The 12,988-nt window shown below is 61.4% G+C and carries 12 protein-coding genes; 11 read left to right on the top strand and 1 reads right to left on the bottom strand.

The window, feature by feature from the left end:
* Window positions 1-3: 3 nt before the first annotated feature.
* The gene (locus HCZ87_RS01675; protein ID WP_167642034.1) at window positions 4-348 is read right to left on the bottom strand and encodes a darcynin family protein; all 345 of its coding nucleotides are present in this window, start codon (window positions 346-348) and stop codon (window positions 4-6) included.
* Between the two features lie 85 nt (window positions 349-433).
* Between HCZ87_RS01675 and HCZ87_RS01670 the strand changes: the two genes are divergently transcribed.
* The 11 genes from HCZ87_RS01670 (at window position 434) to HCZ87_RS01620 (ending at window position 12,903) form a co-directional block, all read left to right on the top strand.
* Entirely contained in the window at window positions 434-1,027 is a 594-nt protein-coding gene (locus tag HCZ87_RS01670; RefSeq protein WP_167642033.1) for a TetR/AcrR family transcriptional regulator, read from the top strand.
* A 303-nt stretch (window positions 1,028-1,330) separates the two neighbouring features.
* Entirely contained in the window at window positions 1,331-2,008 is a 678-nt protein-coding gene (locus HCZ87_RS01665) for a GntR family transcriptional regulator (RefSeq protein WP_167642032.1), read from the top strand.
* Window positions 2,008-3,600: a gamma-glutamyltransferase family protein gene (locus tag HCZ87_RS01660; RefSeq protein ID WP_167642031.1), complete on the top strand. Its 1,593-nt coding sequence runs from the start codon at window positions 2,008-2,010 to the stop codon at window positions 3,598-3,600. Before HCZ87_RS01665 ends, HCZ87_RS01660 begins: the two co-directional genes overlap by 1 nt.
* Before the next feature lies 1 nt (window position 3,601).
* On the top strand, window positions 3,602-4,138 hold the full coding sequence (locus tag HCZ87_RS01655; protein ID WP_167642030.1) for a TRAP transporter small permease subunit: 537 nt from the start codon (window positions 3,602-3,604) through the stop codon (window positions 4,136-4,138).
* Window positions 4,135-5,691, top strand: coding sequence for a TRAP transporter large permease subunit (locus HCZ87_RS01650; protein WP_167642029.1), 1,557 nt, complete (start codon window positions 4,135-4,137; stop codon window positions 5,689-5,691). Before HCZ87_RS01655 ends, HCZ87_RS01650 begins: the two co-directional genes overlap by 4 nt.
* Before the next feature lie 29 nt (window positions 5,692-5,720).
* A complete protein-coding gene (locus HCZ87_RS01645) occupies window positions 5,721-6,800 on the top strand; it encodes a TRAP transporter substrate-binding protein (RefSeq protein WP_167642028.1) in 1,080 nt (359 codons plus the stop codon).
* Window positions 6,801-6,938: 138 nt separating this feature from the next.
* Window positions 6,939-8,384: an amidase gene (locus HCZ87_RS01640; protein WP_167642027.1), complete on the top strand. Its 1,446-nt coding sequence runs from the start codon at window positions 6,939-6,941 to the stop codon at window positions 8,382-8,384.
* Window positions 8,385-8,832: 448 nt separating this feature from the next.
* A complete protein-coding gene (locus tag HCZ87_RS01635; RefSeq protein WP_167642026.1) occupies window positions 8,833-9,318 on the top strand; it encodes a hypothetical protein in 486 nt (161 codons plus the stop codon).
* A 10-nt stretch (window positions 9,319-9,328) separates the two neighbouring features.
* Complete coding sequence (locus HCZ87_RS01630; protein WP_167642025.1) at window positions 9,329-9,454, top strand: entericidin A/B family lipoprotein; 126 nt, start codon at window positions 9,329-9,331, stop codon at window positions 9,452-9,454.
* A 400-nt stretch (window positions 9,455-9,854) separates the two neighbouring features.
* Window positions 9,855-10,331: a biliverdin-producing heme oxygenase gene (locus HCZ87_RS01625; RefSeq protein WP_167642024.1), complete on the top strand. Its 477-nt coding sequence runs from the start codon at window positions 9,855-9,857 to the stop codon at window positions 10,329-10,331.
* On the top strand, window positions 10,324-12,903 hold the full coding sequence (locus HCZ87_RS01620) for an HWE histidine kinase domain-containing protein (RefSeq protein ID WP_167642023.1): 2,580 nt from the start codon (window positions 10,324-10,326) through the stop codon (window positions 12,901-12,903). Before HCZ87_RS01625 ends, HCZ87_RS01620 begins: the two co-directional genes overlap by 8 nt.
* The last annotated feature ends 85 nt before the right edge of the window (window positions 12,904-12,988 follow it).

Genomic DNA, 12,988 nt, shown 5'->3' with positions numbered 1-12,988 from the left:
ATGTCAGGCCTGCCCTGCCTCTGCGGCTTCGAAATCTCTCCAGCCATTTTCGATCACCGGCAGGATCGCAACAAAGTCGAAATAGGGCTGCGCAAAGAGCGGCGTGTCGCGCAGACGCTCCATCGCCGTATTCAGCGCCCCGACGCCGGGTGCCGACAACATCCAGATATCCGAGCACATGGCCGAGAAGGCTTCGCAGTCGAAGAGACGAACCTGCGTGTCGTCGCGCGGCAAGGCGCTGGCCGCGATGTCCTGGCGTTCGGCGCGCGACAACGCCAGCCAGGCGGGCAGCGCCCGAACCAGAATAAAAAGGGTGAGCGGGTGGGAATAAACCGTGGTTTGGGTCATGGGATCAGGCTTTCGGCTTGCAATGAGGTCAGGTGACACTAATTTTCAAGCAATTGCTCAGTTTCTCAACTCGCATCCTGATCCGATGACATCCGCGCTGCCGACGCCCAGAAAAACACCGACCCAGCGCCGCGCGATCGAGACCTGCGCGGCCATTGTCGAGGCCGCAGCTCGTATTCTGGAGGAGCAGGGCAGGGAGGCGCTCAACACCAATCGGATCGCCGAGCGCGCCGGGGTCAGCATCGGAACGCTGTATCAGTATTTCCCCGACAAACATGCCATCCTCGTCAGTCTCATCCGGCGCGAACGCGAGGCCCTATTGGCCGAGTTGCGGGCCATTCAGGCGCATGGCGAGGCGGCCTTGCAGGCGATGATTGCCGCCTCCATACGCCATCAATTTGCACGGCCAAAGCTGGCGGCGGCATTGGAACTTGTCGAACGCAGCTTTCCGCTTGGCCCCGAAGCGGCAGCGATGGCAGAAGAGATCGCGACGATCTCCTCGGGCCTGCTGGCGCAGCGTTTCGGAGCCTTGGCGCAGGACGACCTTCTCACCGCGGTGCTGATCGGGCGCGGATTGGTGAACGCCGCCGGCGAGGGCCTGCTGCCCCGGCAAGGGCTGGCTGAGCGGGTCAGTCTGGCGATCGAAAGCTATCTGTGCGCCGCCGCGCGCCAGCCCTGACGCAGGCCAGACAAGCACATCTGGTGCTCACTTCGCAGCCAGCGCATTTGTGGAACTGACCTCGTGCCGCGACAAGGCGGCAAACGGCGAAGCGCTGTTTTTGCCAGTCTTTGAATGTCGCGGGGGGGGCTCAGTCTTGGATCTCCTCGCTACCATCGTCAAGATGCCTCGTCCTCAGCGGTATAAATAAACACATAAAATCAATCGGATATCAGTATTAGTATGCCGTAAATCGAAATTGTATGCAATTTTGCTTTACAGAATGCAGAATCGAAAGCTAGCGTAGCGGGAACAGGAGACCCCATGCCGCATACGCTTCGACAAAAACTCGCCGACCTCGTTCTTCTCGGGACATTGAAACCCGGAGATCGCCTTGATGAACATTCGCTCGCGGAACGGTTTGGCGTGTCACGCACGCCGATCCGCGAGGCGATCCGACAGCTTGGTGCCTCTGGCCTGGTCGAAATCCGGCCTCGGCGGTCCGCGGTTGTGCGCAGCTTTGACCGCACCGAGTTGAGCGAGGCGTTTGAGGCCATGGGAGAGATCGAGGCGCTCTGTGCTGCCCGTGCCGCCGTCCGCTTCAACGAAGCCGAACGTCTGCGCCTGCGTGCCCTGATCGCCGCGTCCGAGGACATCACCGCGCGCAAGGATCGCGCGGCTGCGCTGGAGATGGATTTCGAGTTTCACGGCTTGCTGCATGACGGCGCGCGCAACTGGATGCTCAAGACCGTCGCCGAAGAGACCCGGTTGAAGATCACCCCCTACAGCGCTGCGTTGTTCACCATGGAAAGCTACGACGCCGATCTGGGGCGTCCGCATTGTCAGCACGCCGACATCGCCGAGGCCGTGCTGGCGGGCGATAGCGACCGCGCCGCGGCTTTGATGCGCGAACATATCGCCCAGGCGCTGATCTCGCTCCAGAAATTCTTTGATGAAACGGCGGCGCGCCCGGATGCGCCCAAGGAAAAAGGCAGAACCTGATGAGCCATGCATATCTCGGCCCCGGCCGCGCACAGATGTTTGCCACCGGCGCGATGTGCGCCACGTCGCATCCCTTTGGCGCCCGTGCGGCGATCGACATTCTGGCGCAGGGGGGCAATGCTGTCGATGCGGCGGTTGCCGGGGCGGTCGTGCTCGGCTTTTGCGAGCCTGCGATGACCGGGCTGGGCGGTGATGTGTTTGCGTTGATCCATGACGCCAAGACCGGCGAAAGCCGTGGTCTGAACGGATCGGGCCGTGCGCCGGCGGCGCTGAACGCGGCCGACTTGCGTGCGCAGGGGATGCAGTCCATTGATCTTGGGTCGGTGCATTCCGTCACCGTTCCCGGAGCCGTCGATGCCTTCGGGCGGTTGATCGCGGAACAGGGCAAGCTGGATTTGGCAACGGTGCTGGCCCCGGCGATCCACTATGCCGAAACCGGCGTGCCGGTGCACCGCCGGACCGCCATCGACGCGGATCATTTCAGCCACCGGCTTCAGGGCGCGGGGCGAGAGCATTTCCTGAAGGACGGTAAGCCCTACCGCGAGGGCGACATCTTTGTTGCACCCGGCCAGGCCGAGGCGCTCCGGCTGATTGCCAAGGATGGTGTCGCCGCCTTCTACGAGGGCCCGATCATGGAGGACATTCTGTCGAGCCTGCGGGCCGCCGGTGGCCTGCACACGGCCGACGATTTTGCCAAGACCCGCGCCGACGCGGTGACACCGATCCGCCGCACTTATCGCGGGCATGATCTGGTCGAATTGCCACCGAACGGGCAGGGGGCGACCGCCCTTCTGATCGCCGCGCTGCTGGAAAAGTTCGACATCGGAGCGCTGGACCCCAACGGGGCAGAGCGGGTCCATCTGGAGGCCGAGGCCACGCGCCTGGCCTATGGTGCGCGCAATCTCTTTGTTGGCGATCCGGGGAGCGAGGGGCTTTCCCTTGACGGGATGCTGTCCGAGGCGGCGATTGATGCGCTGGCGGCGGAAATCGACCCGAAACGGGCCGGCAGCCTGATCCAACCCCGAACAGAGGCTTTGCACAAGGATACGGTCTATATCACCGTGGTGGATAGCGACGGGCTATGCGTGTCGCTGATCTATTCGATCTTCTGGCCCTTTGGCTCCGGCTTTGCGTCGGAACGGTTCGGGATCGGGCTTCAGAACCGCGGCGCCGGTTTTACGCTGGAAGAGAGCCATGTGAACGAGCTGCAAGGCGGCAAGCGCCCGCTGCATACGCTTATTCCCGGCCTGCTGGAACAGCCCGGCGTTTATGCGATGCCCTTTGGCGTGATGGGCGGGGCTTACCAGGCGACGGGCCACGGTCATTTGGTCTCTAACCTTGTCGATTACGGCATGGACATCCAGGCTGCCATCGACGCGCCGCGCAGTTTCCTCGACATCACCACGGGTGTGCTTGATCTGGAACTGGGCTTTGACGACAGTGTCGCGGCCAAGCTTGAAGAGATGGGACACAAGGTGCAACGCCCGCCGGTCGGTATGGGCGGGGCGCAGGCGATCCGCCGCGATGTGGCCACCGGCCTTTTGACCGGAGGCAGCGATCCGCGCAAAGACGGCCTGGCCCTGGGGGTGTAGGATGACCGACTCCCTGTCTCACCAATCCCGGACCCGCCCGCGATTCAGTTTTGCGGGCACGCTGCGCGGACTGGCGGCGGTCGCGGTGATATCGCTGCTGATGGCGCAGATCATTGTCGTCGCCCTGCGCTATGTCTTTTCGATCGGCGCGCCATGGGCCACCGACCTGCTGACCTATCTTTTCTTTTTCATCGTTTCCTTGCCGCTGACCGGTGTGATGCTGCGCAATGAAAGCGTGCGCGTCGATGTGATGAGTCAGCGGTTCCCGCCCGTCCTGCGCCGGTGGATAGACCGCATCGCTCTTCTGGGCCTTTTGTTTCCGGCAATGGCCTGGGCGGCGTGGAAATCTGTGCCGATGGTGCAGACCTCCTGGCGGGTTCTGGAAAGCTCTCCGACTCTGGGTGGCCTGCCGGGGTTCTTCATCCTCAAGACGATCACGGCGCTGCTTTTTGCCACGCTTGCCATCGTCGCGCTGATCCTGGGGCTCCGGCCCGGACTCTACCGAAACCATCAGACTGACGAAAGCGATGTGACATGAGCGGCGCGCTTCTGGTTCTTCTTGGCGCGGCGCTTCTGGTCGGTATCCTCTCCGGCGCGCCGGTTGCCTTTGTGCTGATCGGGGTGCCCACGATGGTCGCCTTCCTCGGCTCGATGCTTGGCGTGTTCGATCTGGGCTTTCTCGCCGCCTTCCCGTCGCGGGCCTTTGGCATCCTGACCAACGATGTGTTTTTGTCGGTGCCGCTCTTCGTGCTGATGGGGGGGCTTCTGGAGCAGTCGAATATCGCCAAGCGAATGATGCTGACGGCGGGCGCGCTGTTTGGTGACCGTGAAGGTGGCATGGCCTATGCGGTGGTGATTGTCGGGGCGCTTCTGGCGGCCTCCACCGGCGTGATCGGGGCGACGATCTTCATGCTGGGCATGATCGCGATGCCGGCGATGCTGGAGGCGGGATATTCGAAATCCATGGCGTCGGGCGTTATCTGCGCGGCGGGGTCTCTGGGCCAGATCATTCCGCCTTCCATCCTGCTGATCCTGCTGACAGACCAGATCTCGGCGGCCTATCAGGCGGGTCGGCGGGCAGCCGGCGAATGGGCGGTCGAGCCTGTCTCTGTTGGGGATCTCTTTGCCGGGGCCTTCATTCCGGGCCTGCTCTTGGTGACGCTCTATATTCTCTATATCCTGTTCACCGCGCTTCGCACCCCGGCGAGCTGCCCGCCTGTCGTGACGCGGGATGCCACAGGCAACCGGACCCGGCCCGACCTGCGCGAGATTTCTTATTCCCTGCTCATGCCGCTGCTACTGATTGTGATCGTGCTTGGCTCGATCCTCGGCGGCGTGGCCACGGCGACGGAGAGCGCGGCGCTTGGCGCGGTGGGGGCGCTGGTGATGACCGCGTTGAACCGCGAGGGGCTGCCGGTCTGGCGCAAGTCCTTGCTGATGGCCGTTCTGCCCGCCGCCCTTGTGCTGGTTGCGGTCAAGCTCTCCGGCGGCGCACAGGCCTCGCCGTTGGCGGGGGGCGTCGGCATTGTGGCGCTTGTCGTGTTGTGCCTCGGCACCCTTTGCGCGCTGCTGCAAGAACTGCGCCGCGGTGGCGTGTGGGGCGTTGCGGTCGACACCGCCAGCATGGTCGCCATGCTGACACTGATCGTGCTGGGGGCGACGATACTGTCGCTGGTGTTCCGAGGCCTGCACGGCGAGGAAATGGTCGAGAGCTTCCTGCACGGTCTGCCGGGCGGAGAGCTGACGGCGGTGCTGGTGGTGATGGCGATCATCTTCGTGCTCGGCTTCATCATCGAATATGTCGAGATCATCTTTATTGTGGTGCCGATTGCCGGTCCGCCGCTGATGGCGGCGGGGGTCGATCCCGTCTGGTTCGCGATCCTGATCAGCATGAACCTGCAAATCAGCTTCCTTACGCCCCCCTTTGGCTATGCGCTGTTCTACTTCCGCCGCGTCGCTCCCGAGAGCGTGAGGACCATGGACATCTACAAGGGGATCTTGCCGTTCATCCTCTTGCAGATCGTCGCACTGGCCATCGTCTTCCTGGTTCCCGACCTGGCGACGTGGCTCCCCGACGCGATCTACAAATGAGCGGTCCAACCAACAGGGATGATAATGAAATGAAAAGAAGAGCCTTCATCACCGCCGCTTCCGTCGCCTCGGCGAGCCTGGCAGCCCCGCGGATCGCCAGCGCGAAGGCGCAGCACAACTGGAAACTCGTCACCTCGGTGCCGCGCGGCCTGCCCGGGCTGGGTGTCTCCGCCCTTCGCTGGGCCGAGCGCGTCACCGCGATCACGGAGGGCGCGATCAATGTGCAGGTGTTCGGCGCCGGTGAGCTGGTGGCCCCTTTCGCCACACAGGAAGCCGTCGAAAGCGGCACCGCCGAGGTCTACCACGGCTCCGGCACCTGGTTTTCCGGTCGGGACATTGCACATGCTTTTTTCACGGCGGCGCCCTACGGGCTGACCTTCGACGAAATGCACGCCTGGATGTATTACGGTGGCGGCCAGGAGCTGCTGGACGAGTTCACCAATCCCCGGAACCTGAAAGTGTTCATCGGTGGCGGCTCCGGCTTGCAGACCGCTGGCTGGTTCAAGAAACCGATCCAGTCGCTCGATGATCTGAAGGGGCTGAACTTCCGTGCCGCAGGTCTTTATGGCGAAGTGTTGCGCAAGCTTGGCGTCAACCCGACCTCGATTCCGCCGGGTGATATCTTTGCCGCGCTGCAATCCGGCGCGCTGGACGGGGCCGAATGGGTGGGGCCGTCGAACGATCTGGCCTTCGGTCTGCATAACGTTGCAAAATATATGTATGCGCCGTCGCCGGTCGAAATTTACGGCGGCATCGAATTTGGCATCGGCATGGACGCCTGGAATGCACTGACCGACGGCCAGCGGGTCATGGTCGAAGCTGTGACCGAGGCCGAGGCCAACCGCTCCTCCGCCGACACGCTGCATGCGCATATGCAAGCCTATGAGAAGTTGAGCGCCATGCCGGATCTGACCATCGACACCTTCCCCGATGACGTCTGGGCCGCGATCCAGAACGCGTCCCGCGAGGTGATCGAAGAGGTGAAGGAAACGAGCGATTTCCACCGTCGTTTCGTCGATGCCTATTACGCCTATGTCGGCCAGGCGACGAAGTACAAACGCTTCTATGACACTGGTTTCTTGCAGGCACGGGAGAAGTTTATTCTCTGAGGCGCCACGTGATCTGCCCGCCGCCGATCAGTGCCTTTCGGGGCTCATGGAGATCGGCGGCGGGTTTTTCTGATCTTGTTGACCCAATGGCGCCCCTCCTGAACCGATACGACCTGAACCGCTAAGAAGAGATATGAGATGACCCGAGAAACCCCCAGCTATTCCGGTCCCGAGCTCTGCGCGCTCAGCGCGGTTGACGCGGTCAGCCTTTTGCGCCGCGGCGAGGTATCGACGCTTGAGCTGATCGAGGCGGCGCAGCTGCGGCATGCGCAGACGGATCCGGCGATCAATGCCATGCCGACGCCCTGTTTCGACCGGGCAAGGGCGGCGGCGCAGGGGCTGAAACGCCCTGAGGAAGAGCGCGGCGCGCTGCATGGCCTGCCTGTTGGCATCAAGGATTTGACCGCAGTGGCCGGGGTGCGGACCACTTTCGGCACCCCGGGTCTGGCCGATTATGTGCCGGAGGCCTCCGATCCGCTGGTTGACCTGATCGAGGCCCGGGGCGGCGTGGTGCTGGGCAAGACGAATACGCCGGAGTTCGGGGCGGGTGCCAATACGTTCAACGCCATTTTTGGCGCGACGCGCAATCCCTGGGATACTCGCCTGAATCCCGCCGGGTCCTCTGGTGGCGCGGCGGCACAGCTTGCTGTCGGGCAGGCCTGGCTCAGTCATGGCTCGGACCACGGCGGCAGCCTGCGAACCCCCGCGGCCTATTGCGGTGTGGTGGGATTGCGGCCCAGTCCGGGGCTTGTTGCGGGCGGACCGGCGCAAGCGGGCTATATCACCGAGGGCGTGCAGGGGCCGATGGCCCGTTCTGTTGCTGATTGCGCGCTCTTCCTCGACACCATGACCGGGTTCGATCCGCGCTACCCGCTGTCCTATCCCCGCGAGGCCACGCCTTATCTCGCGGCGGTCGACCGGGCCGAGGTCACGGAATTGCGCATCGGGTATCTGCCGGACCTGTCGGGTGAAAGCGCGGTCGATGCCGACATGCGCGCGCATATCGACGCAGCGATGCAGAGCATGGCGCGGGCGGGCGCGTGGGTCGAGGAGGTCGCGCCGGATCTGTCAGGCATGCGGCGGGCCTATTATGTTCAGCGGGGCCTGCTCTGGGCCAGCCTGATGCGCGACATCGACCCGGCGATCCGCAACGGGTTCAAGCAGACGCTGGAAGACAATTTGCAATTTGGCCTGAGCCTGGAGATGAACGATATCATCGAGTCCCAGCTTGTCCGTTCGCGTCTCTATGACGAAACCCAGGCGGTTTTTGCGCAGGTTGATGTGCTCGCGGCCCCGGTCGTTGGCTGCATGCCCCATCCGGTCGAAGAGGAATGGGTGCGCCGGGTCGGAGGTAAGGATCTGAGCTTTTACATGGACTGGCTTGATTGCGGCTTTCTCGCGACGGCGGTCGGCTTGCCCGCGATGTCGGTACCGGTTGGATTGAACGCGCAGGGGCTGCCGGTTGGGTTGCAACTGATCGGCAAACCGCGCGGCGAGGCGGACCTGCTGGCCGCCGCACGCTGTGTCGAACAGGTCTTTGGTGGCCCCATGCCCGTTTTCGACCCCAATGTGACCCACGGCTGAGGCAAGGCGCAACTGCGAGCGTTTGAACCAGCATGTCGTGCGTGTCGCCATTGGCGTCGATTGCGCGCCTGTGATGATCGGGCCCGCATGGACAAACCGACAGAATTCAATTTTTTCGGGAACCTTTTTGCTGCGACAGCACTTTCATCCGTGTGTTTCACGAGTTTCGGGAGCGGGCGTCAAATCTCGCCCCCGTTTCCAGTCTGATTAGCGAGTAGCATCACGGCGACGCTGAACGTTGCAAATCTTGGGAACTTGCCTCGTGCCAAGCCTAGCCACCGACACGGTGCCGTGACGGTTCCAGGCCAGACCCGTGTCAGGGTCTGGCCTGGTCTTTTTTTCGCCAGACGCCATGATCAATCAATAAAACCAATTTGTTGGGAACCATTGTCGTTCTTGCGTGTTCACCTTGGACAAGAGGATCTGAACAATGAACAGGAGTATGACAATGTATCATCTGGTTCGCACGACAGCCCTGATTTCTGCGATGGCAACCGCCGCATTGGCGGCGCCAAAAGTTGCCAGCGTCGAGGTCGAGGCTGACCTTTCCGCCGTCGAAACTTATGAGGCTGCCAAGGTCTGGGCCGGGTTGGATACCGATCTCGAAACCGAAATTGCCAAATTGCTGGTGTCCGATATCGCACCCGAGGGCGAAGACGGCGCAGAGGTCAAGATTGATATCGACGAGATCGCTCTCGCGAACAATTTCGAGACCGATTTGGGCATCGGGGAATGGGCCCTGTCCGGTGACGTGGACATCAACACGCCCGACCCCAGCAAGGCGCAGCACTACACTCTGACGGTCACGAGCGACCAGACCGACATTTACTACCCCGAAGGCGTGGACCCCGCAAAGGTGACCCCTGACAACGAGTTCTTTTACCACGCCATGGTTGCTGCCTTTGCGAACAATGTCGCATCCAAACTGAAATAAGGAGATCCCCATGCGTATTTTTATGACTCTGATTGTCCTCACGGCGCTTGGCGCCTGCGAAACCATGGAAGGTGTCGGCCGCGACGTGTCGAAGGCCGGGAACGAAATCACGCAGGAGGCACAAGAAGCGCAATAACAGGCAGCTTCGGACCGACCAAGGAGGCCCCGCAGGCGTTTGCGGGGCCTTCTTGGCCCGTGCCAACCAACCAAACCTCTCTGCGCTGGGGCGGTGTCTTGCCCCCACTCCCCTGTCATAGCGGATCGGTGAAGTCGGTCGGGTGATCTGTGCCAACCTCAACTCACCTGATGTAGGCGCCAAACACGCGAAGTCATAAGTATCTGACAAAAATGAATTTTATTCATATTCACCGCCGCATTACTCGCTTGCATCGAACAATCTGCTGGATATAGTTACCCTAAACCCCCCGGATTGGAGTCCCGAGTTGTCATGCAATCGTAGCTCTAGCTTGCGTGACAGGCTACGCAGTGAAACACGACAGTGCCATCAAGCACTGGATGAACGGGTTTCGCGTCTATTGAATTCTGATCCAGAGAACTATCGGCGGTTCCTTCTCCTGCAATGGCGGCTCTTTACCGCGTTGAGTCGTTACGGCGTCGAATCGCTGTGCACGCCTCTTGTTCGTGAATTGCAGCAGCGCGTGCACCAGGATCTGGTCACGCTCGATGAACAGCCTTTGCCGGCCTCCCTCGACCTGGGCTTTCGCCCTCATCCATTGGCGGTGGATTATGTGGTGAGTGGCTCCCGGCTTGGGGCGCAAGTGTTGAAAAAACATTGGTTTGACAGCGGCTTGACCGAGGTCGATCGGGTTTGTGCTTATCTTTCGGCGCCAGCCCACACCTCCTACTGGCGTGAATTCCTTGCCCGCTCCACGGCCTTGCCCGCGCAAGGAAAAGAAGCCGACACGATTGTCATAGATTGTATCACCCTTTTTAAGTTTTGCTTAGACTATGCGCTGACCCAACCTGCCCGGGAAAGGGTGCTCCATGCCTGACATCAATCTGGACAATCTCGAACCCGCTGTAGATCTGACAAGCTGTGACCAGGAACCCATTCACATTCTTGGCCAGGTTCAGTCCTTTGGCTGCCTTCTCGCGGTGTCCGCCGATTGGATCATCGCCCATGCCTCGGCCAATTGCGATACGGTATTGGGGTTTCGTGCCGAGGATCTGCCCGGACAACCGATTGCGACTCTTTTCAGTGAAAGCGCCCTGCATGACTTGCGCACGCGCATGCAGATGCTGCCCCTACAGGAAACTGCGGTTCGGGTGTTTGGCTACGATCTGAAAGGCGACGGCCAGCTCTTTGACATATCGGCGCATAAATCCAATCGGCTGTTCGTTCTGGAGTTCGAGCCATGTCGCAAGGACCAGGACAAGCTTCATGACGCAGTTTTGGTCCAGGCGCTGATCGCCAGGGTCCAGCGCCATGGTGATATCGACAATATGGCGCAAGAAGCCGCCCGCGGCCTGAAGGCTCTCAGCGGCTTTGATCGGGTCATGGTCTATCGCTTCGAGGAGGATGACAGCGGAACCGTCATCGCCGAGGCGCGCGAGGCCGGAATGGAGCCATTGCTGGGTCTGCGCTATCCGGCCAGCGATATTCCGAAACAGGCGCGTGCGCTCTACATGCGCAGCCTTCTGCGGATCATCCCGGACGTAAAGGCGCCTGTCTATCCGATCCTGCCAGCAAGCGACCCCAATGGCGCGCCGCTGGACCTGTCCTTGGCGGTGACCCGGGCGGTGTCGATGATCCACCTGGAATATCTTGAGAACATGGGGGTTGCGGCCTCCATGTCGGTGTCGATCCTGCGCAACGGCAAGCTGTGGGGACTGTTTTCCTGCCATCACAACACACCGCGATACATCGACTATGAAAAGCGTACATCGGTCGAGCTGTTCGCGCAGCTTTTCAACTATGAGCTTGCGCAGTTGGAAATGTCCGAGGAACTGGGCGATGTCGACCGCTCTCGTGCGCTGCATGACAACCTTATGCCTCAGCTCTCCAGCGGTCGCAGTCTGTTCGAGGCATTTGACGATCTGTGCCAAGGGATCAACGAGGTCATCCCATTCGACGGCGCGGCGATTTACACCGATGGCGACTACAAGGCCCAAGGCGCCGCCCCCTTGGAAGAAGAGTTCAAGGGCCTGGTGCGCTTTCTCAACACGACGCCTCCGGGCCAGATCTATGCGACCGACAATCTGATCGGGCGCTATCCGGCCGCCGAGGGATTCGCTGACAGGGTTGCCGGGTTGCTGGTGATTCCGGTATCGCGCAGCCCGCGGGACTACTTCGTTCTCTTCCGCCGCGAGATCGTAAAATCCGTGACCTGGGCCGGCAATCCTGAAAAGCCTGTTTCCGTTGGTCCGAACGGGCTGCGGCTGACCCCCAGGAAAAGCTTCGAAGCTTGGCAAGAAGTCGCACGGGGGCACTGCCAGCCCTGGCGGCTTCGTGAGAAGCGCACCGCCGAGGCGCTACGCACCACTTTGATCGAAGTGGTTCTGAAGCTCGCCGATGAAAACAACGCCGCCCGCAAACGCGCCCAGGATCAGCAGGAGCTACTGATCGCCGAGCTGAACCACAGGGTGCGCAATATCCTCAACCTGATCCGTGGCCTGGTGTCCCAGGGCAAGGAACGGGAGAAATCGGTCGAGGCCCTTGGAGAGGTTCTCGACGCCCGTATTCACGCCCTCGCGCGTGCGCATGATCAGCTGACCGGGGCGGAGTGGGACTGGAGCCCGCTCAACCTGTTGATCGAAACGGAGACGGAAGCCTTTCTGGCAGGAAAGGCCAGCCGGGTCGTGCTTTCCGGTGACACGCTGGACCTGTCGCCAGAAGCCTTCACCTGCGTCGCGCTGGTGATCCATGAGCTGGTTACCAACTCGGTAAAGTATGGCGCCCTCAGCGATTCCTCGGGCCGTGTTGAGATCGAGACAGAGCTGCAAGATGACGGCAATGCCGCGCTACATTGGCGCGAGCGCAACGGGCCTGCCGTGCAGGCGCCGACACGCAAGGGGTTTGGAACCACTATCATCGAGAAATCCGTGCCATTTGAACTGAACGGACGGACCGAAATGCGCTATCGCGTGACCGGACTCGAAGTAGATTTCCTGTTTCCCGCCCGCTACATCCGGGAGTCGCAGGCAGTGCATCCGACCACGCGCCAACCCGTTCAACGGGCCGAGATGTCCTCACAGCGGCTGTCAGGCGCTGCGCTGGTCGTCGAAGACAACATGATTATTGCCATGGATGCCGTTGATATGCTGTCCCATCTTGGGGCGGACACGGTTGCGACCGCCAGCCGTGTTGCTGAGGCATCAGAGATCCTGAAGCAGGGTAACATCACGTTTGTTCTTGCCGATCTGAACCTGGGGAGCGAGATGTCGTTGCCCCTGGTCGAAGACTGTCAAAAGCTGGGAATACCTGTCATTCTGGCGACCGGATATGACGAGGCCGGCAACCTGACCGAACGCTTCCCCGACATTGTTGTGCTAAAGAAACCCTACACGATCGAACAATTGAGCAATGCGCTGGCCGCAGTTTTGCCCGCTGGGACCAAAGACTAGGGCAGGGCGCGCGTTGATGATCATGGAGCTTGGGCAATTATAGATGGCCCGCCGGGTTGGTCCGGCGGGCCATTTGCGCATGTGG

The organism is Phaeobacter sp. HF9A, assembly GCF_011806385.1.
In the GTDB taxonomy this organism is placed as follows: Bacteria; Pseudomonadota; Alphaproteobacteria; order Rhodobacterales; family Rhodobacteraceae; genus Epibacterium.
This window is presented reverse-complemented; position numbering and strand designations above follow the sequence as displayed.

Bases quoted from the DNA above. Each gene is read 5' to 3' on its own strand.
- HCZ87_RS01675 (WP_167642034.1), bottom strand. From the start codon at position 348: ATGACCCAAACCACGGTTTATTCCCACCCGCTCACCCTTTTTATTCTG.
- HCZ87_RS01670 (WP_167642033.1), top strand. From the start codon at position 434: ATGACATCCGCGCTGCCGACGCCCAGAAAAACACCGACCCAGCGCCGC.
- HCZ87_RS01665 (WP_167642032.1), top strand. From the start codon at position 1,331: ATGCCGCATACGCTTCGACAAAAACTCGCCGACCTCGTTCTTCTCGGG.
- HCZ87_RS01660 (WP_167642031.1), top strand. From the start codon at position 2,008: ATGAGCCATGCATATCTCGGCCCCGGCCGCGCACAGATGTTTGCCACC.
- HCZ87_RS01655 (WP_167642030.1), top strand. From the start codon at position 3,602: ATGACCGACTCCCTGTCTCACCAATCCCGGACCCGCCCGCGATTCAGT.
- HCZ87_RS01650 (WP_167642029.1), top strand. From the start codon at position 4,135: ATGAGCGGCGCGCTTCTGGTTCTTCTTGGCGCGGCGCTTCTGGTCGGT.
- HCZ87_RS01645 (WP_167642028.1), top strand. From the start codon at position 5,721: ATGAAAAGAAGAGCCTTCATCACCGCCGCTTCCGTCGCCTCGGCGAGC.
- HCZ87_RS01640 (WP_167642027.1), top strand. From the start codon at position 6,939: ATGACCCGAGAAACCCCCAGCTATTCCGGTCCCGAGCTCTGCGCGCTC.
- HCZ87_RS01635 (WP_167642026.1), top strand. From the start codon at position 8,833: ATGTATCATCTGGTTCGCACGACAGCCCTGATTTCTGCGATGGCAACC.
- HCZ87_RS01630 (WP_167642025.1), top strand. From the start codon at position 9,329: ATGCGTATTTTTATGACTCTGATTGTCCTCACGGCGCTTGGCGCCTGC.
- HCZ87_RS01620 (WP_167642023.1), top strand. From the start codon at position 10,324: ATGCCTGACATCAATCTGGACAATCTCGAACCCGCTGTAGATCTGACA.